This window comes from Streptosporangium nanhuense (assembly GCF_059358815.1).
This window is the reverse complement of sequence record NZ_JCADBG010000022.1, coordinates 104,405-126,694: the sequence shown is the minus strand read 5'-3', so window position 1 is coordinate 126,694 and position 22,290 is coordinate 104,405. Positions and strand designations below refer to the sequence as shown.

The following is a 22,290-nucleotide window of genomic DNA, read 5'->3' as shown; positions in this document are numbered from 1 at the left end:
GGGGACGCCGACCTCCCCTGTCGCCGGCACCGCGATCCCCGCCGGACCTTGAGCGATCCGGATCACGGCGGCCGGAACCTTGGACACCACCCGTCGAATCGTTTCAATTGCCCCACCGGCCACTCTCGACGAAGCGATCACTACGGAATACGGTTGTCTGCATGCCGGACGAAAAGGTAAAAACCCCCATATTTACCGTCTCCTCTGGTTTCTTCAGCCGTGCGCGTACGGTGGCGCCGCCGACCTGGAGCCGCTGGCTGATCCCCCCGGCGGCGCTCTCGGTGCACCTCGCCATCGGCCAGGCCTACGCCTGGAGCGTCTTCAAGCCGCCCCTGGAGTCGGCGCTCCACCTCTCCGGCACGGCCAGCGCGCTGCCGTTCCAGGTGGGCATCGTCATGCTCGGCCTGTCGGCCGCGTTCGGGGGAACGCTGGTCGAGCGCAACGGCCCGCGCTGGGCGATGTCCGTCTCCGCGACCTGCTTCTCCCTCGGCTTCCTGATCTCCGCGCTGGGCGTGGCCGTCGGGCAGTACTGGCTGGTCGTCCTGGGGTACGGCTTCGTGGGCGGGATCGGTCTCGGCATCGGCTACATCTCGCCGGTGTCCACACTGATCAAGTGGTTCCCCGACCGGCCCGGCATGGCCACGGGCATCGCCATCATGGGATTCGGCGGCGGGGCCCTCATCGCCTCACCGTGGTCCAACCAGATGCTCGAGACGTTCGGTACCGGCACCGGCGGGATAGCCACGACCTTCCTGGTGCACGGCCTGGTGTACGCGGTCTTCATGTCGATGGGCGTGTTCCTGATCAGGGTCCCGCCGGAGGGCTGGCGGCCACGGGGCTGGGAACCGGCGAAGGCCGCCGCCCGCCCGCTGGTCACCACCGCCGACGTCTCCGCGCGCAACGCGATCCGCACACCGCAGTTCTGGCTCCTGTGGGTCGTGCTGTGCTTCAACGTCACCGCGGGCATCGGCATCCTGGAGAAGGCCGCGCCGATGATCAAGGACTTCTTCGCGAACACCACCGTGCCGGTCACGACCGCCGCGGCGGCGGGCTTCGTGGCCCTGCTCTCCCTGGCGAACATGGCGGGACGCTTCGTGTGGTCCTCGACCTCGGACCTGATCGGCCGCAGGAACATGTACCGCGTCTACCTCGGCGTGGGCGCCCTCTTCTACCTGGCGATCGCCCTGGCCGGGGACTCCCACAAGTTCCTGTTCATCCTCTGCGCGCTCGGCATCCTGTCCTTCTACGGTGGAGGATTCGCCACCGTGCCGGCCTACCTGAAGGACCTGTTCGGGACGTACCAGGTGGGGGCCATCCACGGCCGGCTGCTCACGGCCTGGTCCACCGCCGGCGTCCTCGGACCACTGATCGTCAACGCCATCGCCGACGCCCAGAAGGCCGCGGGCCGGTCGGGGCCGGAGCTCTACACGACATCCCTCTACATCATGATCGGGCTGCTCGCGGTCGGCTTCCTGGCCAACGAGCTGATCCGCCCGGTGAATCCCGTCCACCACGAGAAGCCCGTACCCCCCGAAATCCGGCACGAAAGAGGAGGCCACGCGTGATGGCGGACGACCGCGCCCCGGCCGGGAACACCCCCTTGATGATCCTGGCCTGGACCTGGGTCGGCCTCCCCTTCGCCTACGGCGTCTACGAGCTGTTCCAGAAGCTCACCCAGCTCTTCGGCTGATCGCCATCGGCGGTCATGCGAAGCGTGCGCCTACCGGACACCATCCCCGTTTGGTCTCGCTCGTTCATACCGCCAAGGAACTGGACAAGCTGCGACCCTCAGCTGGACGGAACATCGGACTTCTAATCCGACGGTCGCAGGTTCGAATCCTGCGGGGCGCGCTGTCGCCGGAGAGCTACGGGTAATCGTGCCGATCAACTGCGGGGCGGGGGTTCGGTCCCTGGGGGCCACGCCATCGGCTACGGGGCTCGGCGGATCTGCTCAGGGGGCACCCGGCGCAACTCCCAGCGCAGCCGCTGTCCGGAGGTCAGATCCGTGGCGGTGACCACCAGCCGGTCATCGGTGAGGTCGTATCGCCCGGACAGCAGCTGTTCATCTTTACTGAGCCACGTCCGCCAGATCCCGATCGTTGCGGTGACCGGATCGACTTCGAAGTGGTGGGTCTGCTGCGTCTGTCCGCTGCGCAGGACGAGCTGGTGGGCGCGGTTGTGTTCGAAGTAGACGCGCTCGGCCGGACCGGACAGGCCCGAGGGCCGGAAGGTGCCCGCCGTCACGTCCCATGTGCCGTCGAGCGGGGTGGGCGACCGGTTGTTGTAGTTGGCGACGTAGTACGAGCATGAAGCCGGAATAGCGAGCAGGAGCGCCACGAGCACGGCGTGCACCCACCAGGGGCGCGTACGTCGCGAGCGGGGCGCGACCCGGTTTTGGCCGTCCCAGAACACCGCCGCCAGTTCCCGGCGGTGCTTCCACAACAGGTAGCTCGCGCAGCAGGCCCCGATCAGAGCGATGACCAGGGCGTCGTAGGCGATCCCGTAGGAGACGTTGAGCACGGTGATCCCGGCGAGCAACGGTGCGGCACCCGCGGCCCCGAGCAGCGTGGTGCGACGGAACGCCAACGCCAGGCCGAAGCCGATCTGCAAGAGCGCGATCAGATTGCCAAAGAGCGGCGAGTAACCGAAGTAGTACCAGGTCAGCCAGAATCCACTCACCGCGCCCATCGGCTTGTCGAGCTCGGAGTCGAGCACGGTGAACTGGGCGCCGAAGAGCTTGGCGAAGCCGTACTGCAGCAGGATCACCGTGACGGTCCACCGGCATATCGGGTAGAGGAAACGCCCGCCCTCCGGCGCCACGACGTCATCATCCTTGTCGTCGTGCTTGGTCGCTGTCTGCCTCGTCACCGGCTGCCTCCCGTCCCAAGCTCACGTTGGCATCCCGAGGTTGTCAAGGCTGGACGCGACGATGCCGGCACGGTCATACCTGCGAGGGGAACATTCGGCTCCGAGGTGATCGGATGGAGAGGCGCGTGCGTCCGCGTACGTCGTGATTCTCTTTCCAGGTGCGATTCAGCGCCGTCCAACCTCGTTCCAGGTGAACCACGGAACCCTGCTGGTCCAGGTGAAACTGATCGGGACGGGCAGGGTCAGAGCTGCTGATGCGGTTTGGACACGGGGTCGTCCTCGCTGATTGTTCCTGGAGACGGGGCGCTGCAGATAAAGAGATCAGGCGAGTAGGGGTCTGCCTGAAGCGCAAGCATTCAGAGCCTGATCAAGGACATGGGGGCGCGGCTCGTCATCCTGCCAGCCATCGGTCTTGAGCTTCTGCAACAGCGGCAAGAGTTGCGGATCACCCAACTCCGCCGCGGCCTCGACATAGAGGTTGCCCACGTTCGGAGTGGCGAGCACTCGTTTCAATGTGGGCAGGATCCGGACATCGCGCCGTATCGCCAGTGCCACCGCGGCTTCGCCCGCCGTATCTGCCTCGGGATCCTGCAGGCGTTCGACGAAGGCGTCTCGGATCGCTGGGGAGTCGCTGTCTTCACGGCCGCCCAGCGCCATGGTGGCCCAGTCCCGCACCTGGGCGTCCGGGTCGCGCATCAGCTTCAGCAGGACCTGGACCGCATCCTCGGGAAGCGGATCGATCCCGGCCGGAATCCCGTATGCCACCTGCCGGCGGACATCAGGGTCCAGGTCACCGGCGAACCGCAGGAGCGAGGACAAGACGCGTTCGTCGTCACAGATCGCGGCGAGCGCGTGGGCGGCGGACCACCGGACGTCCTCGTGGGCTGTGTCCAGATTGAGGGTGTTCGCCGCTTCGATCAGGGGCGGGACGTGCCAGGCGAAGTCGAGCGCTTGAACCGCCAGCAGGTCGAATCCGAGTGCCCGCACGTTATGGTCGGCATCAGCCCACCAGGCCTGGGCCAGGGCGATGATCTCCTCGGGGCTGGAGAGGGACTCGAACAGCCGGTCCATCGCGTCGAAATGCTCACGGTGAGAGCTTTCGTCCCAGTCGAGTAGTTCGGTGAGCAGGCTGTCAGGGAGCTGCGGTGTCGACATGTCTTCGCCCTCCATGACCGGTGCCGGAGACAGTGACCGAACGGACATCCCAGGCGGGACTAGGAGTATGCCGATGTGAGACGGGAGAAGTCGATCGCATTTCGGGGAGCCACCTTGGGAGCCACCCACAGGGACGATCATGAACTGGGTCGGACGGATCCGAACGGCCGAAGTCCGGGCGAGCAGCAGAGCGAACGGTTCTGCACATCGTTCGGGAGGCTATGAATCAGATGTTCCGAGCCTGTACCGCGTGTAGTGGTCGCCAGGCGGCACGAACTCCATACCGTTTTCATCAAGCGCGTTGTGTATCGTCACCTGGCCGTTCGGGAAGCCGAACCCCAGGGACACGATCGGTTCCTCCACAAAATCCCTGTTTCTCCACATCAGTAGTTCCACTGCCGAACAAGGTTGCCCAGCCAGTGCGGTGAGTTCGTCCGGTACGTCGTCTCGCCATGCCAGGTGGAATTCCGGCCAGTCCGGTGCGTGTGCCGGATTGATGGTGTTCCAGGTGATGGAGAGCTCGTCGAACTTCCAATGATTGATCTCGACCTGTTCGCCTTCGAAATCCAGGAGAACCGGGCAGTCAGCGAACCACTCGTCCTCGTCGAGATCCCACATCAACAGCGTACGGGTCAGCCGCCGGCCGACGAGGCGGGCAAGCCTCGCTCCGTGAACGGCAGCGATCGCCGAGCGTCCGCTTAACCACTCCGGCTGGTATCCGGGAATTCCGAAGTTGAACATCCAGCGATTGTGCCCGATGCCGTCGCTTGGGACTCCTCGGAGCAGTCGGCCTCCACCCATGTGGCGGTCAGGTCCCGGCAGACCACCATGATGCTTCCCGGGCGGAAGTCAGCAAGTATGTCCCCCAACTTCGGCAAGCACCCCGCGTCCACGCGGACATACACTCTGCGCACTGAGGTCATGGTCATGGAGAAGGGGTTCGCGCCGCGCCCACGCCGCTGACCGGGAAAATCCACCCGAACCGCGGTAAGGAACAGCTTGCTAGCATGATCGAATCGCGGCATGAGCTCGGGATCCGTATCCGGGTGAGGAGTCCGCCGCCGAGGAGGAACATCGTGGCGGAACGCGTCGTCGAGCTCACCGATCAGGTGTATGTCGATCATGGTGAGTTCATGCTGCTGGACTGGGACGGCGGGAACGGGCAGGCAGAAGGTGGCCTTTCGCCCTTCGACCTTGCCGACCAGGCGAGGAGTTCCGGGGCCTGGTTCCTGACCAGTGGGAACGTCGCCTTCGTCGTCGGCGAATACGGCTTCCACAAGGCGACCGTCTTTTTGGAACGCTGGGACGGCGAGCCACCGCGGGACGAGGGATGGGCCAAGGTCGTTGATGCGACCATGTTCTTGAGTTCCAGCGTGGTGTATGTCACGGGAAGCGGATTCCCGCCCTCGGGCAGAATGCTCAATCTTCAGGCCCGCGGACAGGAGTGGAACGTTCGCGCCAGCGTACGTCCGCTCGGTCACGGCCCGACAGATGAGTACCCGCCGGACAACATCGAAGAGTTCCGCATGCAGTTCTGGCGTGCGTAGAACACAATCGACTGGCGAACGAGCCTGGTCCTACGCTGCTCCAGCATCGTCTTGCCGCCTTGTTCGGCCCTCCTTGACATACAGTCTCGTCCTCAAACGCAGCGGCGTTGCCGAATTGTTCTCACAGGTAGCGAGCACGGCGCCGTACCGCGCCGTCGTACCCGGTCCTCCGCCGCCCGCCGCCCGGGCGTGCGGCGTGGGCGCCGGTCCCGGCAGGCGGCGACCCGGGGCGTCCACCGACCCACGCACTCGCCGTACCGAGGAACTCGCCGACCACCGGCACGCCGCCACATCAGTTCCGAGATCGATGAACCGTGACATCGGCTCCCGACAACGGCCCGTTCAAGGCGTCTGGAGTCAACATGACACCGGTCAACCGCGCCGCGAGCATCAGAGCCCCGTCCACTATCGGGCGATCGAATCTCTCCTCCTCGTTCTCCTCGTCCTCCTCATCGTCTTCGATGCTCAGTTCGTACGCAGGATCAAAGCCCACGTCCCTCATCAGGTCCACCAGACGATCCGGATCACTCCCATACCGCTCAGTGGGATCTATCGGATCGAAGGCGGTTACCTGTTCTCCGTCGACGGCATACGCAAAACAGTTGGCCGCGTCATCATGCCGCTGCACTGACACCGCCTCCGTCCCCACCGACAGCGCTTGCAAGGCGTCCAGCGACTTTCTGCCGAACACCTCGATGAGCACGGTCCAGCCATCCAGATGCCTCGCCAGAATCTTGTTGGGGATGGGGGGAAAGGGCCACTCATTCATCAGCTCCTCATGGGTGAGTGACCGGATGCTCCCCTCTTCGACGCCCACACGCCGAAACGCCTCGGCCTCGTCGAGCCCTCGAACAAAGGTCAGACACCATACGCCAAGGAGCGCATAGTCACGGGCAAGCCAGGCGACATCGTCACGAGTGATCTCCATGCTGCACGCTTCCTACCGTTCTCCTGGATGCGCCGCCACAGTAACGAGCGGTTCCGACAATCACACCGCTCTCGGGTTCCATGGTCGTGGACCGGATCTCTGATTCGCGCACCTATGATTCAGACAAATGACCCAGCACGAGGCAGACCCAATAGCTCATGACCCGCCTTGGTCCTACGAGCGGGTGTGCCGCGAGTGCGGAGAGCGGTACCGCGTGGGCTCTCGCGGGGAAGGCCGGCCGTTTCACTTCTGGGCGATGTGGATGAGCGCAGGGCCGGGGGACAATGTCAGAATCCATGGTCACTGGCGTTCCGGAGACTGGAATCCAGGCGAGACCCTTGAACTCCGGCGACGAGACGGATACAGAATCACGATCATCGGCGCTCAGATGGAGCCGGCCATCAGCGAGATGGCCGAGATCAGAGGACAACGAAGCCTCTTGGTGGCGGAGCACCGGTCGCTCCAACCTGGCTGCATTTGGGCAGTGCCTTCGGGTGATGAGGCTGATCAAACGAGAGCAAGATCCGGAACATGCGCGGAACGCCGGCTTCTCACCAAGGGTGATCACATGCGTTGACCGCAGGCCGAGACCTTGTCCGACGAATCCGATGAAAGAGCAGCGCTCCACCTTCAGTCCGCAGGTTCCGGATTCAGGCCTGGGAGGCTTGCCCAACGACCACCGCGCACCAAGCATGCAACGATCGCGAACCGCCCCTTTCAGCCTCGTCCGGCCCGCCGGTAACCAGATCGAACGCGGCCACTCTCCACCGGCACCTGGCGAACCAGCGGCTCGACGCCGGACATCGGCCCGGCGGACAACGCGTGGCCCGCAAGCTCCCAGACCGCGGTCGCATCGAGACCGGCCTCGATGAGCTCACACGCCAACCATCCGGCGTCAGGCGCGGGCCCGGGAAGGCGGCCCCAGAGGAGTGCGGCCGGACGGTTTCCGAGTGCCGGAAGCGGATCCTCCGGACCAGTGTTCCGCGATTGGTGGACAGGATGATCAGCAGCACTGGAGATATGTAGGGAAATCATGCAAACGGTGTGAAATTACCTGTCCACACGTAGCGTGACCGCCGGTCGTCCCAGAAGACTTCACGCCGTGTCGACCGCATCCAGCGAGAAGAAGCCCATGAGCCGGCGGGCGCTTACTGTGGCGTCACTCGCGTGGTTCGTGCTGGTGGCGCTGGAGTACTTCTGGATTCCGGTGTTCAGGGTGTCCGAGCTGTTCGCCTGGCTTGCGATCACGGCGGCCTGGTTGTGGGTGATCAGCCGGTCGACCGCGGTGGTGATGACCTGTCTGTCCTCCAGGGACTACGGCCGGTGTGTCGCCGCCTTGTTGCTCGCCCTCGGTGCCGGAGCGGTGGTCAGAACCGCTGACTGGGAAGTCCTGTACGCGGAGGGCCTGGTCCGGTCGCACCGGGACGCGTTCGCCGAACTCGCCGCCGACCACGAACACCACCGGCCGCTCACCGTGCCCGGGTGGATGAGGTATCTGTCGATAGACGGTCAGGTACGGCCACAACGCGACGTTCTCTATCTGCCGGTGTTCGAGGACTGGCGAGCGGAGAGCGGCAGGGGCATCGCCCACATACCGGGTCCGGATGGTCGAGGCACGACGGTCCACACGGCAAGCGGTGACCTCGGCAATGCCACACACGATCTCGGAGACGGTTGGTGGTGGGTGGAGTAGGCGTCAGATTGATCTTCTGGTCCGTATGTTGGGTGTTCCGCTGAGTTTCGAGACACCGTCGTCGCGCCAGTGCCCTGACACGTTGCCGTACGGCTCACCAAGCAGGTACGTAGGCGGGCCTCCCTCGTTCGGGAATCCACGGATCAGAAGGTCAGCTGCGGCCCAGGCAAGTCCGGAACCGTGCAAATCCGAGTCTCCTCACATCAAAGAAGCTCCGTATGAGCACCTCCCGGTTCGCCGCTCCTCAGGAACCAGGCCGGAGATTCCGGGAAGCCGACGCTGGAAGAGCGTTTCCGTAGGGGAAGGGGACCGACGGCGACTCACTTCGGCTGAGGAGGAGCGAGAGCATTCGGAGCAGCCCGAATGCCAACGTCGGCAGCCCGACGATCCAGCAACGCAGGAACGCCCAGACCTCCGCGTTGGTGTGCTCGCCGTTGCCCTGTATCTCGGGCGCGAGGTTCGAGGCGATCACCGGAAGCAGGAGCACTGCGATACCCGCGAGGACGAGCGCCGTGCCAGATGCGATCGACTGCCCCCGCCGATAGGGGCGAGCCGCCAGCAGGGTCAGGGTGACGGCACATACGACGGCGGGCAGGGCCACCTTGCCCGCCCAATGCAGCAACATCGTCGTCCCGTACCACCGCTCGTCCGAAAGCGGCTCCGCGAAGTACATCATGGGAGTCGGTGCGCCGAGAAGATCCCGGAGTGTGCCCAGCAGGCTGCCGCCGACGAAGGCGCTGACGAACACGGCCCATCTCCACCCGGTCCGGGAACCCTTCGCCGAAACGATGACGACGGCGACGGCGGCGAGCAGGCCGAGAACCACACCCTTGCCGGCCCCGTTGGCGAACGGTATCCATTTGTTCCACGGGTAGTTGTCGACCGTGATGGCCGTCCACGCGCCGATGGCGCCCCAGGCCAGGACCCCGACGGCGATCGCGACGGACAACAGGTCCCTGACACGCTCGCGTTCGGTCACGCCCTGGCCTCCATCTATCTCACACGTACGGATCACTCTGTCGGTGACTTCGGGATGCCGCAATGCGTACCGTGGCAGCCCCTTGTGATCGACGGCCGTTGCGGAACATGTGCGGGGTGATCTTCGGTGGTCGAGGTCCGGGGAGAGACTCTCACCCTGGTGAGAGTCATTGCCACCGCCTGGAGCGCGATCGCGGGGAGGAGCGACGGATCTGGACGCGGTGGTGGCCGGCGGCTCGGAGACGGCTCATGACAGGTGAGCGGCCCCCTCCAGGATCCGGGGGGTGAGCCTGATCCCGGTGAGACGCTCGATCAGGACAAGCCCTGGCCCCCGGTAGAGCTCGTACTTGTCCTGCCCGTAGTCGTGGTCGATCCGCCTCATGGTCTCCGCGAGTTCGTCGGGAACCTCCTCGGAGTAGCCCTCCTGAGCCCAGAAGGCGAACCGGAGCTCCCCGTCCTCCATCCAGCGGAAGTCCTCCAGGCCCTTGATGTCGAGGCGGTACAGGGAGACCAGGCGGGTGCCCGCCGACAGCGGCCCGAGGAACTCGTCGTCGGCGCCGAGCCAGCTGTTGTACCGCGCGGCGAACGCCCAGCCACCGGCGGTCGTCACCCCACCGGCCCCGGACCCGGGCTCGTGGTCGTGGCCGGCACCGGCGTCGAGCGTCGTCCAGGAGAGGCCTTCCCCTGGGCCACCCGTCCGAGCCGTGAGCTGCTCGGGTGTGAGCCCGCGGACGAAGATGAGGCTGTACGCCTCCGCGAAGCCCGAATCGTAGAACCAGGCGTGGTCGTCAAGGGGTGTGATCATGCGACGATCATGGCAGGGCCCACCGACACGACCCGCCGGGTTCCGAGACGCCGTCGCCGCGCCGGTGCCCTGACGCGTTGCCGTACGGCTCACCGAGCGGATGCCAGGGGCTCGATCCAGGAGCGCAGCCGCTGGAGGATCTCGCGCAGGTGGGCGTCGTCGGCGAGGCCTGGAGGTGCCCATGCCTCCGTTCTGAGCTCGCTCTCGGCGTCGAGTTCGGCCCAGATCTCCTCGAACGAGTCCCTGACGCCCGGCTCGCGCGGATCTGCGGCCTCGAACAGGCCGCGAAGGTCCTCGGCCAGCTTGGGCAAGGAGATCCCACCCGAGTCGTACAGGTCGAGCCGCGCGGCCATCTGGCTGATGAGAGCTCGTTCGTGGTCCTCCACGGCATCACCTTCCAGGTCTCCGAGTCATCATGCCGACCGCCGGCCAGTTCGGACTCCACCCACGTAGCGGTCAGCTCCCGGCAGACCACCATGACCGTTCCCTGCCGGAGGGCGATCTCGTGGCTGCACCCATCGGGGTGCGGCAGGATCTCGTCGAGTATCACCACGCTGCGCGGCTCGAACCCCGAGGGCGCGACGGCATCGAGCCCGCAGCAGCCCGCCACGGCTCATCCATCTGTGACCAGGACTCGCGGGCCGATCCCTGTATCGACAAGCCTTGATCCTTTCTCATGGCACGAACCGGTGCTCACGGAGCCGCTGGGAACTGATCGCCGATGAGTTCGAGCAGTGCGGCGTGCGTCTCATGGTCGGCCGACACGACGAGGCCGCCCGCGCCGGTGTGAAGGGGCTGGCCGTGGATGCCCGTCACCACGCACCCGGCGGCCCGGCACAACGCGATCCCGGCGGCGAAGTGCACGTTGTCGTGCGCGTGGCCGTCGGTGACGTACGCGGCTCGCCGGCCGGCGGCGACCCAGGCCAGCGCCAGGGAGGTGGACAGGACACGTGTGTGGAAGCGCTCGGTGAAGCCGGGATCGGTGAGCAGACGAGCCACCTGGAAGCCCGGCTCGTTCGGGAAGGGCGGGTCGAGGTTGAGGTCCACCAGCCGCGACTCGGCCGACGGCACGAGTTCCTCGTCCACGCCGTCGCGGCGGACGTGGGCGCGACCGCCGTCCGTCCAGAACACCTCGTCGGCGAACGGGTCGGCCGAGGCGGCCGCCGTGAGGTCCCGGCCGACGCGCAGGGCGACGTTCACCGCGACCAGCGTGGTGCGCGCGGCGTAGTTCAGCGTGCCGCACAGGGGGTCGACCAGCCACATGCGTTCCGCTCCGGCGGAGCCGGCGCGGCCGCTCTCCTCGCCCGTCACGGCGTCGTCCGGCCGGGCGGCGCGGATGACGTCGATGACGGCGTTCTCCGCGTCGATGTCGGCGGAGGTGGCGAAGTCGGTCGCGGTCTTCGCGAAGCGCTCCAGCGACGCACCGTACATGGCTCTCACGACGGCGGCTCCTGATCCCGCTGCCGCGAGGGCCACCTCCTCGTCCGTGATCGGCATGTGGACAGGATAGACGCGATCTCCACCACTTGATCGACGGGGTCGACGGGTCGGCGGACATGTGGCTGCCCGCGGCCGGGCGCCGGGGTCAGGGCGGGGAGGCGTCGGCGAAGGCGACGAGGCGGGCGGCCAGGGCTTTCACCTCGTCGCGCAGCTCGGCGGGGGTGATCACGGTGAACGGCCAGCCGAGCCCGGCGAGCATCTGTGCCATCCCGTCCAGCCGCTCGGCCCTGGTGGTCAGCAGCACCCCGTCGGGGGTCTCGGCCAGCGTCGCCGTGGCGGCCGGGATCCGCGCGGAGGCCTCCTCCAGGGTCGTCTCCAGCACCACCCTGACCTCGTGCCGGTACGGCACCGCCGACAGCGACCCGACCACGTGGGCCACCGGGTCGAAGCCGCCGGGCACCTGGAAGCCCCGCTCGGTGGGCGTGGCGTCCGCCACCCGGTCCACCCGGAACGTCCTGATCTCCCCGCTGCCGTGGTCGAGCCCGGCGACGTACCAGCGGCCGGAGTGGAAGACGATGCCGTACGGGTCCAGGTCGCGCTCGGAGGCGTCGCCGCGCCAGGAGCGGTAGGCCAGCCGGACGGTGACCCGGCGCCGGGCGGCGCCGGCGAGGGCGAGCAGCGGTCCCGCCCTCGGGGTGCTCACCCTCGGCGCCGCGCTCCCGGTGTGGCCCAGCGTCTCCGACACCGCGTCGACGCGCTCGCGCAGCGGGCGCGGGAGCACCCGCTGGATCTTGGCCAGCGCGCTCCCGGTCGCGGCCTCCCTCACCGCCAGCCCGGTCCGCCGCCCGGCCAGCAGCCCCAGCACCACGGCGGTGGCCTCGTCGTCGGTGAGCATGAGCGGCGGGAGCTTGTAGCCGGGCAGCAGCCGGTAACCGCCGTGGCGGCCCCGTTCGGCCTGGACCGGCACCCCGAGCTCCGACAGCCTCACCGCGTAGCGGCGGACCGTGCGCTCGTCCACCTCCAGCCTGGCGGCGAGGTCGGGGCCGGTCAGGCCGGGGGCGGCCTGCAGCAACTCCAGCAGCGCGAGCACCCGGGCGGCGGTCATCTGGATTCCCCTCAAAATCAGGACCGATACTGTCCGGATTCGATTCTAGGGTGAGATCAGGCGAACAGAGGAGAGACACGATGAGCGCATACGTCCTGGTCCCCGGTTTCTGGCTCGGCGGCTGGGCCTGGGAGAAGGTCACCGGGCCGCTGCGCGAGGCCGGGCACGACGTCCACCCGGTCACGCTCACCGGCCTCGGCGACCGGGTTCACCTGGCGGGCCCAGAGGTCGACCTGGAGACCCACATCCAGGACATCGTCAACACCGTCGTCTTCGCGGACCTGACCGAGGTGATCCTCGTCGCCCACAGCGGGGCCGGCGCCCCGGTCACCGGCGCGGCCGACCGGATTCCCGAGCGCCTCGCCCGGGTGGTCTACGTCGAGAGCGGGCCGCCGGCCGACGGGATGACCCAGCTGGACCTCACCGAGCCCGGCTGGCGGGCGTTCATCGAGAGGCGGGTCGCCGAGCGGGGCGGGGCGAGCTATCCGCTCCCCTCGTGGGAGGAGCACGAGCGGGCCGGGGCCAGCCTGGAGGGACTGGGCGAGGCCGAGCGCGAGTGGCTCGTCTCCCGCGCGACCCCGCAGCCGTACGGGACGCTGACCCAGCCGCTGGTGCTCAAGGGCGGCGCGGCCGCGCTGCCCAAGACGCTCGTCACGTGCTCGTTCCCGCTGGAGCGGGTACACGCCATGATCGCCTCCGGCCACCCGTTCTTCGCGGAGCTCGCCGGGCCCGAGTGGAGCTTCGCCGCGCTGCCGACCGGGCACTGGCCGATGTTCTCCAGGCCCGGGGAGACCGCCGCCACGCTGGCCGCGCTGGCGGGCTGAGGCCTCGGAAACCCCCTCGGAGGGACCGGGGAAAATCGGGGTGCCGGGCCGCGCGGAACTCCGGGGGGGAAGGGGCCGGGCACCGCGGGGTGCCCGGCGGGACATTTGTCATGGGTGCTTCCGGATCTATGGATCTGCTGTGGATCACGCGCTCTCCGTAGCGTCGTCCACATGGCAAACGACACGAATGACGCGGTCTCCCTCGGGGGCGTGACCAAGCGTTTCGGGGCGGTGCGCGCCGTGGACGGCCTCAGCCTCGACATCCCCGCCGGGCAGACCGTCGCCCTGCTCGGCCCGAACGGCGCGGGGAAGTCGACCACGATCGGGCTGCTGCTCGGGCTGCTGGCCCCCGACTCCGGGACGGTGCGCGTCTTCGGTGACTCCCCGGAGAGCGCGGTCCGAAGCGGGCGGCTGGCGGCGATGCCCCAGGAGGGCGGCCTCGTCCCCCGGACCACGGTCCGCGAGCTGGTCGGTTTCGTCTCCGGGACCTACCGGTCGCCGCTCCCGCTGGAGGAGGTGCTGGCGACCGCCGGGCTGGAGGGGCTGGCCGGCCGCAGGACGGAACGGCTGTCGGGCGGCCAGGCGCAACGGGTCCGCTTCGCGCTGGCGCTGGCCGGAGACCCCGACCTGATCCTGCTGGACGAGCCGACCGCGGCGCTGGACGTACGGGCCAGGCGGGAGTTCTGGGAGAGCATGCGCGCCTTCGCCGCGCGCGGCAAGACGATCCTGTTCTCCACCCACTACCTGGAGGAGGCCGACGAGTACGCCGACCGGGTGGTGGTGATCAATCGGGGCCGGATCGCGGCCGACGGTACCAGCAGGGAGATCAAGCGCCTGGTCGCGCCGTCCACGGTCAGCGTCGCCGCCACCGGGGACGCCGCCTCCCTGGAGCGCCTGCCCGGGGTCGTCTCGGCCGAGATCCGGGGCGGGCGGGCCCACCTGCGCACCCGCGACGCCGACGCCACCGTCGTGGCGCTGGCGGCGACGGGGGCCGTACGGGACCTCGAGGTCGTCCCCGCCGCGCTGGAGGACGCCTTCATCGCGCTCACGGAGCTGCCCTCCGGGCCGGCGTCGGGAACGGCGGCCGGATCGGCGAAGGCGCTGACGGAGGTGGAGGCGTGATGCTCGGCTACATCCGCCTGGAGGTCACCAGGACCCTCCGCGACCCGGGATACCTGATCATGGGTTTCACGATGCCCGTGACGATGTACCTCATCTTCACCAACCTCGGCGTGGCGGGCGACGACCGCGTCTGGGCCGCCCTCTACGTGATGGTCAACATGGCCGCCTTCGGCGCGATCGGCTCGGCCTTCAACAACGGCAGCGGCATCGCCGAGGACAGGACGGTGGGCTGGCTGCGTCAGCTGCGGACCGTCCCGCTGGCCCCGGTACGGGTGGTCGCGGGCAAGACGGCCACCGGGATGCTCGTGGTGCTGCCCGTGATCGTCGGCGTGTGCCTGTCGGCGGCGCTGCTCAACGGGGTGCGGCTCGGGGCCTGGCAGTGGATCTCGATCGTGCTCCTGCTGTGGGCGGGTTCCCTGCCCTTCACCCTGCTGGGCCTGTCCTTCGGCTACCTGTTCAGCGGCCAGACCGCCGCCGTGCTCAACATCGCGGCCAACATGTCGATGGCGGTCGTCGGGGGGCTGTGGCTGCCCGCGGAGGGCTTCCCCTCCTGGTTGCGAGCCGTCGCGGAGTGGACGCCGAGCTTCGGCTACGCCGACCTGTCGCGGAAGGTCGCCTTCGGGGAGGCGCCCGAGGCCGGCACGGCACTGATCCTGACCGGCTGGCTGGTCGCCTTCGGGGCCCTGGCGGTGTACGGCTACCGCCGGGCCGGGCGCGTGAGGTGAGCCGCGTGATAGGAGTGGCCGGGTGAGCGGGAAGACGGAGAGACCGCAGAAGGCGCTGGAGGCGCTGGAGGCACGGGAGGCGCGGAAGCCGCGGGAGGCCAGGAGGCGGGAGTGGTCCTGGGGAAGGCGGCGGAGGGGGCCGGGAGAGCTCGCCTTCTACCCGTGGCTGCTGATCGTCTACCCTCCGCTCAGCGACCTCGCCTCGGGGAAGGTGCAGCCGGCGGCGCCCGCCGCGCTGGGCGTCGCCGCCTTCGTCGTCCTGTACGTATCGTGCATCCGGTTCTCCTTCGGCGACCGGCGGCGCGCGGCGACCGTGGCGCTGGTCGCGCTGCTGGCGGTGGCCTTCCTGCTGCTGGCGGGGTTCGCGCACGACTGGTTCTACCTCGCGCCGCTGATGACCATCGCCTGCGGGACCGTGCTGCGCGGCAGGTCCGTCTACCTCCTCCTCACGGCGCTGACGCTCGCGCTGGTCGTGGTGATGTGGCGCGCGGGGGCGAGCTGGGCGAGCATCTCCCTGGCCACCTGGGGGACGAGCACCGGCGGCCTGGTGGTCAGCATCGTCCTGAGGCTGTTCTCGGTGATCGACGAGCTCCAGGAGACCCGGGAGGAGCTGGCCCGCGTCGCGGTGGCCGAGGAGCGGCTGCGGTTCTCCCGCGACCTGCACGACCTGCTCGGGCACACCCTGTCGGTGATGGTGGTCAAGGCGGAGGCCGTGCGGCGGCTCGCCCCCCGCGACGCCGAGGCGGCGGCGCGGCAGGCCGCCGACATCGAGGCCGTCGGCAGGGAGGCGCTGACCGAGGTGAGGGCCGCGGTGACCGGTTACCGTGGCCGGGGGCTCGCCGCCGAGCTGGCCTCGGCGCGTACGGTACTGGCCGACGCGGACATCGCCGTCGCCGTCGCCGTCACCGAGGAGCGGCGGGCACCGGAGGCCGACGCCCTGCTGGGCTGGGCCGTGCGTGAGGGCGTGACCAACGTGGTCCGCCACAGCGCCGCCCGCACCTGTGAGATCACCCTGGAGGGAACGATGCTGGAGATCCGCGACGACGGCCGGGGGCGCGGCGGGAGACCGCCGGGCAACGGCCTGCGCGGCCTGACCGAGCGGGTCGTCGCGTACGGCGGGACGCTGGAGACCGGCGACCGCGACGGTTTCCTGCTGAGGGTGACGCTCCCATGATCAGGGTGCTGCTGGCGGAGGACCAGGGCATGATGCGCAGCGCGCTGGCCCTGCTCCTCGGCCTGGAGGACGACATCGAGATCGTCTCCACGGTCGACCGGGGCGACGAGGTCGTGCCCGCCGCGCTCGCCGCGCGCCCGGACGTCGCCCTGCTGGACATCGAGATGCCGGGGGGCAGCGGCCTGGACGCCGCGGCCGGGTTGCGGGACCGGCTGCCGGGGTGCCGGGTGCTGATCCTGACCACGTTCGGCAGGCCCGGCTACCTGCGGCGGGCGATGGAGGCGGGCGCCGCGGGGTTCCTGGTCAAGGACGGTCCCGTGGAGGAGCTCGCGGCGGCGATCCGCCGGGTCCTGGCGGGCGAGAAGATGATCGACCCCGCGCTGGCCGCCGCCGCGCTGAGCGCCGGTGCCAGCCCGCTGACCGACCGCGAGCGGGACGTGCTGGCCGCGGCGGCCGACGGCGCGACGATCTCCGACATCTCCCTGCGGCTGCACCTGTCGGAGAGCACGGTGCGCAACTACCTGTCCGCGGCGATCGGCAAGACCGGCACCCGCAACCGCATCGAGGCCGCCCGCACCGCCCGGCACAACGGCTGGCTCTGAGAGCGCCGGGCCGGGCCCGCCCCCGAACGGTCCGCCCCTCTGAACGAACCGCCCACGAGGAGGGACCGGCACGAGGACGGGATCAGAGAACGGGGGCCGGGGCTGGGGCCGGGGCCGGGACGGGGGCCGCGGGGTCCTCGGTGAGCCAGTCGCGCATCATCGCGTAGGTCTTCTCCGCGATCAGCTTCTGGCCCGCGGCGTTGGGGTGGAAGAAGTCCCACGGGCTGAGGTGGTCGACCGTGAACCGCTGCCTGAACACCTCGTTGCCGTCGAACCGGCAGGAGGGGCCGTACGCCGCGCAGACCCTGGCGAGGGCGGTGTTGTAGTCGGCGACCCGGGCGCGCACGCGGTCGCGGCGCGCCCGGTCGGCCGCCGAGGTCGAGGTGGGCCGCGCCAGCATGGTGGGGCAGATCCGGCCCACCGCCCAGAACCCGCGCGCCACCGGGTTCCTCCTGCCGATCTGCCACAGCCGCTTGATGTCGGGGACGCTCGCCACGAACACCCGGCCGCCGGGCCGCCCGGCCCGGAACAGCGCCAGGGCCTCGGCCACCCGCCGCTCGTAGACGGCGACGGGGGTCATCAGCCGCTCCTCGGACACGCAGGCGTCCTGGGCGCCGATCAGCACCGTCACGTAGTCGGCGCGCCGGCCGACCGCCCGGGTCACCTGCCCGGCGAGGTCGGCGCTGGTGGAGCCGGGGACGGCGAGGTTCACGTTGTGCCCGGCGAGGGCCGCGGCCTGGGCGCGCAGCCTGACGTACTGGCTCTGGACGTGTCGGTGATCACCGGTGGACCAGGAGCGCGAGGCGCAGGTGAGGTACCAGCCGCAGGCGTTGAATCCGGCGCTGATGGAGTCGCCGAGCGCGGCCATGACCACCGGCCGCCAGGGTTGCGCCGCCTGGACGGCTCCGGCCGGGGCCAGCAGGGCGGTCGTGAGGGCGCCCAGACTTGTGAATGCTGTCACAGTCGCGCGAAGCATGACACCTCCGCTGAGAGATCGCGTCTGCTTCGGATGTATCACCGCAGGCCAGGACAGTACGGCCCGTTGACCGAGTACCTTGGTTTTCTTGACACCGCGTGGCGGGTGTGCTGGCGGGGGAACCACCGTCGAACACGTTCAGTTTCCCGCATAGAGTGGCGGGGGTGAGTGTAGCGCTCGGATCAACCCGTCCTCTCGTGGTGACGACCACCTCTGTCGACGACCCCGGTGACCTGTTCGCACGCCTGCCGGAGACCGCCCCCTACGCCTGGGTCAGGCACGGGGAGGGGCTGGTCGCCTGGGGTGAGGCCATCCGCCTGACCGTACCGCCCGGCCCCCGGCGTTTCGACTGGGCCCGCGACCGCCTGGCGGACCTCTTCGGCGAGGCGCACGTCGCCGACGGCGTGGCGGTGCCCGGCTCGGGCCCCGTCGCCTTCGGCTCGTTCACCTTCGATCCGGAGGCGCACGGCTCGGTCCTCGTCGTCCCCCAGACCATCCTCGCCCGCCGCGACGGCCACGCCTGGCTGACCACCATCGGCGAGCGGCGGCTCGACGCGATCACCCCGCCCCGCTCCCCGGGCAGGATCCGGTACGGCGACGGCAGCCTGACCGCGCCCGAGTGGGAGCACGCCGTGGCCAGGGCCGTCCGGCGGATCAGGTCGGGCCACCTGGAGAAGGCCGTGCTCGCCCGCGACCTGACCGCCGTCGCGGAGCGGCCGATCGACGTCCGGCTGCTGCTGGCCCGCCTGGCCGAGCGCTACCCGGAGTGCTACACCTTCTCCTGCGCGGGGCTGGTCGGCGCCACCCCCGAGCTGCTGGTCCGGCGTACCGGGGAGACCATCGAGTCCCTGGTGCTGGCCGGCACGATCCCGCGGGGCGCCGACCCGGCCGACGACGTGGCGCGCGGCACGGCCCTGTTCACCTCGGAGAAGAACCGCTACGAGCACGCCTGCGCGGTCGCGTCGGTGCGCGAGGCGCTCGACCCGCTCTGCGCCGAGCTGAAGATCCCCGAGGAGCCCGAGCTCCTGGTGCTCTCCAACGTCCAGCACCTGGCCAGCCCGGTGAGCGGGCGGCTGTCGGAGGGGACCTCGGTCCTGGACGTGGTGGCGGCCATGCACCCGACCGCCGCCGTCGGCGGCACCCCGACCGGGGCGGCGCTCGGCGTCATCCGCGAGCTGGAGGGCATGGACCGGGCCGGGTACGCCGGGCCGGTCGGCTGGATCGACGCGCGGGGTGACGGGGAGTGGGGCATCGCGCTGCGTTGCGCCCAGATCGAGGGCTCCAGGGCCCGCCTGTTCGCCGGCTGCGGCATCATGGGCGACTCCGACCCCGCCTCCGAGCTCGCCGAGGCCCAGGCCAAGCTCCGCGTGATGCAGTACGCCCTGGAGGGCTGACCCTCCGTACGAATCCGCCCGCGACCAGGCAGTTTCCCTCCGGCCTGGTCGCCACCCGGCGAATAGGCGTACCCTCACAAGGGCAATACATCGGACATTTCCGGCAAGAAAATGATATTTGCTCCAGCTCGGCGTCCTCTCGTCGCCGCATGGCCGGCCAACTCGTCAGGGAGAGGAAAACATGGCACTACTGACCACCGCCCGCCTCACGGTGCGTGACTGGAGTCCCGACGACGCCGCTGAGGCCCTCGGTATCTACGGCGTCCCCGAGGTCACCCGGTGGCTGTCCCCGGCGATGACCCAGCTCGACGGCGAGCAGGCGATGCGCGCCACGCTGGAGTCGTGGACCCGCAGCCGCGGCACCCTGACACCCCCGCTGGGCCGCTGGGCGATCGTCCGCAACTCCGACCAGCGGGTCGTCGGCGGCCTCTCCCTGCGATACCTGCCGCCCGACGAGGAGGACATCGAGATCGGCTGGCAGCTCGCCCCCGACGCCTGGGGGAACGGCTACGCCACCGAGGCCGGCCGCGCCCTGGCCGGGTGGGCGTTCTCCATCGGCGCCCACGAGCTCGTCGCGGTCGTCCGGGTGAACAACGACCGTGGCGCGGGGACGGCCAAGCGCATCGGCATGCAGTGGGTCGGGGAGACGGACAAGTACTACGAGACGCGCCTCAACGTCTACCGGCTCTGGCCCAGCGACCTCTCCCCCGCCGACAAGGACCCGCTCCGCCCCTGACGATCCGGCGGGAGGCGGCCGGTGGCGCACGTCCGTACCGTCCCGGGAGCCGGGACGGCGGCGGTCCGCGCCACCGGCCGTTTCCGCGCCACCCGCCGTTTCCGGCCGTCACGACGGCATGACCGCACGGCCCGGGGGCGGACCGTCCCCGGGCACCTCGCCTAGCTGACCTCGCTCCCGGTCTTCCCGGACGGGGTGATGACGATCGTGGTGGGCTCGTCGATCGTGTCGTCGGCCTCGGTGGCGGCCTCGGTGGCGGTCTCGGTTTCGATCGCGGTCTCGGTGGCGGTCTCGACGACGCCGCAGGCGTCCATGAGCGTCTGCCGCGCCGCGAAGAAGCGCTTGTCGTCGATGCGCGCCACGTAGGCGTCGAGGCTGAACGGGCTGTCCGGACTGAACGGGTCGTGGACGGCCCTGGAGGCGACCCGGTCGTAGAGCGGCTGGAGCTCACCCCGGAAGTAGGCGCCGGCCAGCTCCTCCTCGGTCACCCCCGCGTAGTCCATGAGCGCGGTGATCGCCTGCTGCTGCGAGCCGTACTGGTTCTCGTCCCGGACGAGATCCCCGCCCTCCAGGAGAATCCGGGTGAAGTGCTCGGTGAGGCCCTCGTTGAACCAGAAGCCGAGGACGTCCAGCACCGCGGGGTGGGAGAGCTTGTGGACCGTCTCGTGGTACTCGGTGCCGGCGCCGGTGCGGTCCTCCCGGACGTAGATCTTCTCCCCGACCTGGAGCCCGTTCGTGGTCTCCGACTGGGCGAACCTGTCGTCCTTGCGCGCGGCGTCGATCTCCTGCTGGTCGTTCGGCATCCTGTCGAGGACGAAGACCGCGCCCAGCTGGTCCTCGGTGACGTAGTGGATGTGCTCGTCGCGGAGCCAGTCGGGCCCCTCGGGCAGTGTCACGTAGTTCGCGAGCCCGGTGCTGCCGACGAAGACGTCCACGATCTGTTTCGCGTTCAGCCGCGGCGCCCGCGCCTGCTCGGACTCCGGAACGACCTGCTGCAGCCCCTCGGCGACCTGCGGCGGCACGTCGATGGTCTGGAACGGGTCCTCCTCGGGCGCGTCCGCCTTCCCGGACGTGCTCACCTCCTCGGGCGCGCCCACTTTCTCCTCGGACGGGTCCGTCTGCTTTCCCCCGATCAGGTCGCCGATGATGTAGTCGGGGACGATCACCATCTCCTGGCCCCCCACCTCGATGACCAGGCTGAACGGACAGCGCTGCGTGGGGTCCAGCCTCTGGTTCACGAGCTCGACCTTCCGGTAGGTTCCCCGCGGGACGGCGACGGGCGGTGTCTTCCTGACCTGGCGCTGGTCCACCGCGCTCTTGGGGATCCCCAGCTGCTGGACGGAGAGCGTCACCTCCGTCAACTCCTGGAGTGGTTCGAGCATCTTCGTCCAGAAGTCCACGAGCAGTTTGTCGGACACCGCGTCGAGCGCGTCTATCGTGTTCAGCGTCTTCTGGTACGTCTCCTCGACGAAAGCGTCCCGGCTGACGAGGAACTCACCGCCGAAAAGGTAGCTGAGGGCGACCATCGGCACGCCCTTCGCGTCGCGAACGGACACCGGCCGGTCGATCGTGTACAGGTGGAAGCCGGAGTATTTCAGCGGATCCTCCTGGACGCCGCCGAGGTCGCCGTTCGGCAGCCGCTCGTAGATGGGCACGCCGGCCTCGGACGACGCCTTGAACTTCGGGTGCGGCACCAGCTTGACCTTCGACGCGGGAACACCGAGGAGCGCTCCGAGATCGAAGTCGAAGTCGAAGTCCGCCCAGATATCTCGCTTGTTCAAGGCCGTCAGCTCGCCGACCTCCTCGGTGTCCTGCTGCCCCTCGGGCACGGTCGTCTCCAGCGGGGTCTCCTGCGAGGCCTCCCAGAAATCCCACTGGCCGAGCGCGTTCGCCTCGTCCAGGATCCTCTGCGTCTCCAGGTCGACCGCCTTGCCGGTCCTCTCATCGTCGACGGTGGTCGTGCCCGCCAGCGCGCTCAGGTCACGCACTATCTCGTCCCAGTCGATCACGTCGATCTCGCCGGTCCCCACCGGGGGCGGGGCGACGGTCTCCTCCGAGGACGAATCCTCACCGGAGGAGTCCGTGCCAAGGTCGGTGCCGCCGACGGCCTTCTTGCGCCGTAACGATTTCCTCTTCGAGCTTCCGCTGCTGCTCATCGTTCCTCCTCCTGCGTGGCCGGCCTCGTCGTGCTCCCGGAGCCCCGGCGCGGGGCGATCGG

22 protein-coding genes and 1 tRNA gene are annotated in these 22,290 nt (G+C 69.1%); 12 read left to right on the top strand and 11 right to left on the bottom strand.

All coding sequences use genetic code 11. The features are described 5' to 3' along the window. Positions 1-161: 161 nt before the first annotated feature. From AC5L38_RS34030 to AC5L38_RS34020, 3 genes are all read left to right on the top strand, one after another. Positions 162-1,565, top strand: coding sequence for an L-lactate MFS transporter (locus AC5L38_RS34030; RefSeq protein ID WP_495246901.1), 1,404 nt, complete (start codon positions 162-164; stop codon positions 1,563-1,565). Next, positions 1,565-1,690 (top strand): MFS transporter small subunit, encoded by a 126-nt coding sequence (locus AC5L38_RS34025; protein WP_495246900.1) that lies wholly within the window; start codon positions 1,565-1,567, stop codon positions 1,688-1,690. The genes AC5L38_RS34030 and AC5L38_RS34025 overlap by 1 nt, the downstream gene beginning before the upstream one ends. A 91-nt stretch (positions 1,691-1,781) precedes the next feature. Continuing rightward, a tRNA-Ser gene (locus AC5L38_RS34020) sits at positions 1,782-1,851 on the top strand. Positions 1,852-1,929: 78 nt separating this feature from the next. On the opposite strand, the gene AC5L38_RS34015 is transcribed toward AC5L38_RS34020, so the two are convergent. The 3 genes from AC5L38_RS34015 to AC5L38_RS34005 all read right to left on the bottom strand — a co-directional run bounded on the left by AC5L38_RS34015 (position 1,930) and on the right by AC5L38_RS34005 (position 4,764). After that, positions 1,930-2,868 carry a hypothetical protein gene (locus AC5L38_RS34015; protein ID WP_495246899.1) on the bottom strand — a complete coding sequence of 313 codons (939 nt, stop codon included), beginning with the start codon at positions 2,866-2,868 and terminating at the stop codon, positions 1,930-1,932. A gap of 321 nt (positions 2,869-3,189) precedes the next feature. After that, complete coding sequence (locus AC5L38_RS34010; RefSeq protein WP_495246898.1) at positions 3,190-4,023, bottom strand: HEAT repeat domain-containing protein; 834 nt, start codon at positions 4,021-4,023, stop codon at positions 3,190-3,192. A gap of 219 nt (positions 4,024-4,242) precedes the next feature. Next, positions 4,243-4,764: a hypothetical protein gene (locus AC5L38_RS34005; protein WP_495246897.1), complete on the bottom strand. Its 522-nt coding sequence runs from the start codon at positions 4,762-4,764 to the stop codon at positions 4,243-4,245. Between the two features lie 335 nt (positions 4,765-5,099). On the opposite strand from AC5L38_RS34005, the gene AC5L38_RS34000 reads away from it, so the two are divergent. After that, a complete protein-coding gene (locus tag AC5L38_RS34000) occupies positions 5,100-5,570 on the top strand; it encodes a hypothetical protein (protein ID WP_495246896.1) in 471 nt (156 codons plus the stop codon). A gap of 292 nt (positions 5,571-5,862) precedes the next feature. Here the strand turns inward: AC5L38_RS34000 and AC5L38_RS33995 are convergent, their stop codons facing one another. After that, positions 5,863-6,498 carry a DUF6461 domain-containing protein gene (locus AC5L38_RS33995; protein ID WP_495246895.1) on the bottom strand — a complete coding sequence of 212 codons (636 nt, stop codon included), beginning with the start codon at positions 6,496-6,498 and terminating at the stop codon, positions 5,863-5,865. A 1,102-nt stretch (positions 6,499-7,600) separates the two neighbouring features. On the opposite strand from AC5L38_RS33995, the gene AC5L38_RS33990 reads away from it, so the two are divergent. Beyond that, entirely contained in the window at positions 7,601-8,191 is a 591-nt protein-coding gene (locus AC5L38_RS33990) for a hypothetical protein (protein WP_495246894.1), read from the top strand. 244 nt (positions 8,192-8,435) lie between these two features. On the opposite strand, the gene AC5L38_RS33985 is transcribed toward AC5L38_RS33990, so the two are convergent. The 5 genes from AC5L38_RS33985 to AC5L38_RS33965 all read right to left on the bottom strand — a co-directional run bounded on the left by AC5L38_RS33985 (position 8,436) and on the right by AC5L38_RS33965 (position 12,519). Continuing rightward, a complete protein-coding gene (locus tag AC5L38_RS33985) occupies positions 8,436-9,170 on the bottom strand; it encodes a hypothetical protein (RefSeq protein WP_495246893.1) in 735 nt (244 codons plus the stop codon). 246 nt (positions 9,171-9,416) lie between these two features. Then, positions 9,417-9,974 carry a DUF6461 domain-containing protein gene (locus AC5L38_RS33980; RefSeq protein WP_495246892.1) on the bottom strand — a complete coding sequence of 186 codons (558 nt, stop codon included), beginning with the start codon at positions 9,972-9,974 and terminating at the stop codon, positions 9,417-9,419. Between the two features lie 89 nt (positions 9,975-10,063). Next, a complete protein-coding gene (locus AC5L38_RS33975) occupies positions 10,064-10,360 on the bottom strand; it encodes a hypothetical protein (protein ID WP_495246891.1) in 297 nt (98 codons plus the stop codon). Positions 10,361-10,667: 307 nt separating this feature from the next. Next, positions 10,668-11,471 (bottom strand): inositol monophosphatase family protein, encoded by an 804-nt coding sequence (locus AC5L38_RS33970; RefSeq protein WP_495246890.1) that lies wholly within the window; start codon positions 11,469-11,471, stop codon positions 10,668-10,670. Between the two features lie 88 nt (positions 11,472-11,559). Then, a complete protein-coding gene (locus tag AC5L38_RS33965; RefSeq protein WP_495246889.1) occupies positions 11,560-12,519 on the bottom strand; it encodes a helix-turn-helix transcriptional regulator in 960 nt (319 codons plus the stop codon). Positions 12,520-12,599: 80 nt separating this feature from the next. Here AC5L38_RS33965 and AC5L38_RS33960 point away from each other — a divergent pair, with 80 nt between their 5' ends. The 5 genes from AC5L38_RS33960 to AC5L38_RS33940 all read left to right on the top strand — a co-directional run bounded on the left by AC5L38_RS33960 (position 12,600) and on the right by AC5L38_RS33940 (position 16,966). Beyond that, complete coding sequence (locus AC5L38_RS33960; protein ID WP_495246888.1) at positions 12,600-13,343, top strand: alpha/beta hydrolase family protein; 744 nt, start codon at positions 12,600-12,602, stop codon at positions 13,341-13,343. A 171-nt stretch (positions 13,344-13,514) separates the two neighbouring features. Next, positions 13,515-14,465 (top strand): ABC transporter ATP-binding protein, encoded by a 951-nt coding sequence (locus tag AC5L38_RS33955; RefSeq protein WP_495246887.1) that lies wholly within the window; start codon positions 13,515-13,517, stop codon positions 14,463-14,465. Further along, positions 14,465-15,190: an ABC transporter permease gene (locus tag AC5L38_RS33950; protein ID WP_495246886.1), complete on the top strand. Its 726-nt coding sequence runs from the start codon at positions 14,465-14,467 to the stop codon at positions 15,188-15,190. The genes AC5L38_RS33955 and AC5L38_RS33950 overlap by 1 nt, the downstream gene beginning before the upstream one ends. A gap of 22 nt (positions 15,191-15,212) precedes the next feature. Further along, positions 15,213-16,364: a sensor histidine kinase gene (locus tag AC5L38_RS33945; protein WP_495246885.1), complete on the top strand. Its 1,152-nt coding sequence runs from the start codon at positions 15,213-15,215 to the stop codon at positions 16,362-16,364. Then, entirely contained in the window at positions 16,361-16,966 is a 606-nt protein-coding gene (locus tag AC5L38_RS33940; protein ID WP_495246884.1) for a response regulator transcription factor, read from the top strand. The genes AC5L38_RS33945 and AC5L38_RS33940 overlap by 4 nt, the downstream gene beginning before the upstream one ends. 82 nt (positions 16,967-17,048) lie before the next feature. On the opposite strand, the gene AC5L38_RS33935 is transcribed toward AC5L38_RS33940, so the two are convergent. After that, a complete protein-coding gene (locus tag AC5L38_RS33935) occupies positions 17,049-17,927 on the bottom strand; it encodes an SGNH/GDSL hydrolase family protein (RefSeq protein WP_495246883.1) in 879 nt (292 codons plus the stop codon). A gap of 179 nt (positions 17,928-18,106) precedes the next feature. On the opposite strand from AC5L38_RS33935, the gene AC5L38_RS33930 reads away from it, so the two are divergent. Both AC5L38_RS33930 and AC5L38_RS33925 read left to right on the top strand, forming a co-directional pair. Beyond that, positions 18,107-19,336, top strand: coding sequence for an isochorismate synthase (locus AC5L38_RS33930; protein ID WP_495246882.1), 1,230 nt, complete (start codon positions 18,107-18,109; stop codon positions 19,334-19,336). Between the two features lie 181 nt (positions 19,337-19,517). Continuing rightward, complete coding sequence (locus tag AC5L38_RS33925) at positions 19,518-20,072, top strand: GNAT family N-acetyltransferase (protein ID WP_495246881.1); 555 nt, start codon at positions 19,518-19,520, stop codon at positions 20,070-20,072. 161 nt (positions 20,073-20,233) lie between these two features. Here AC5L38_RS33925 and AC5L38_RS33920 read toward each other — a convergent pair whose 3' ends face one another. Continuing rightward, positions 20,234-22,228, bottom strand: coding sequence for a hypothetical protein (locus tag AC5L38_RS33920; protein WP_495246880.1), 1,995 nt, complete (start codon positions 22,226-22,228; stop codon positions 20,234-20,236). Positions 22,229-22,290: the final 62 nt, after the last annotated feature.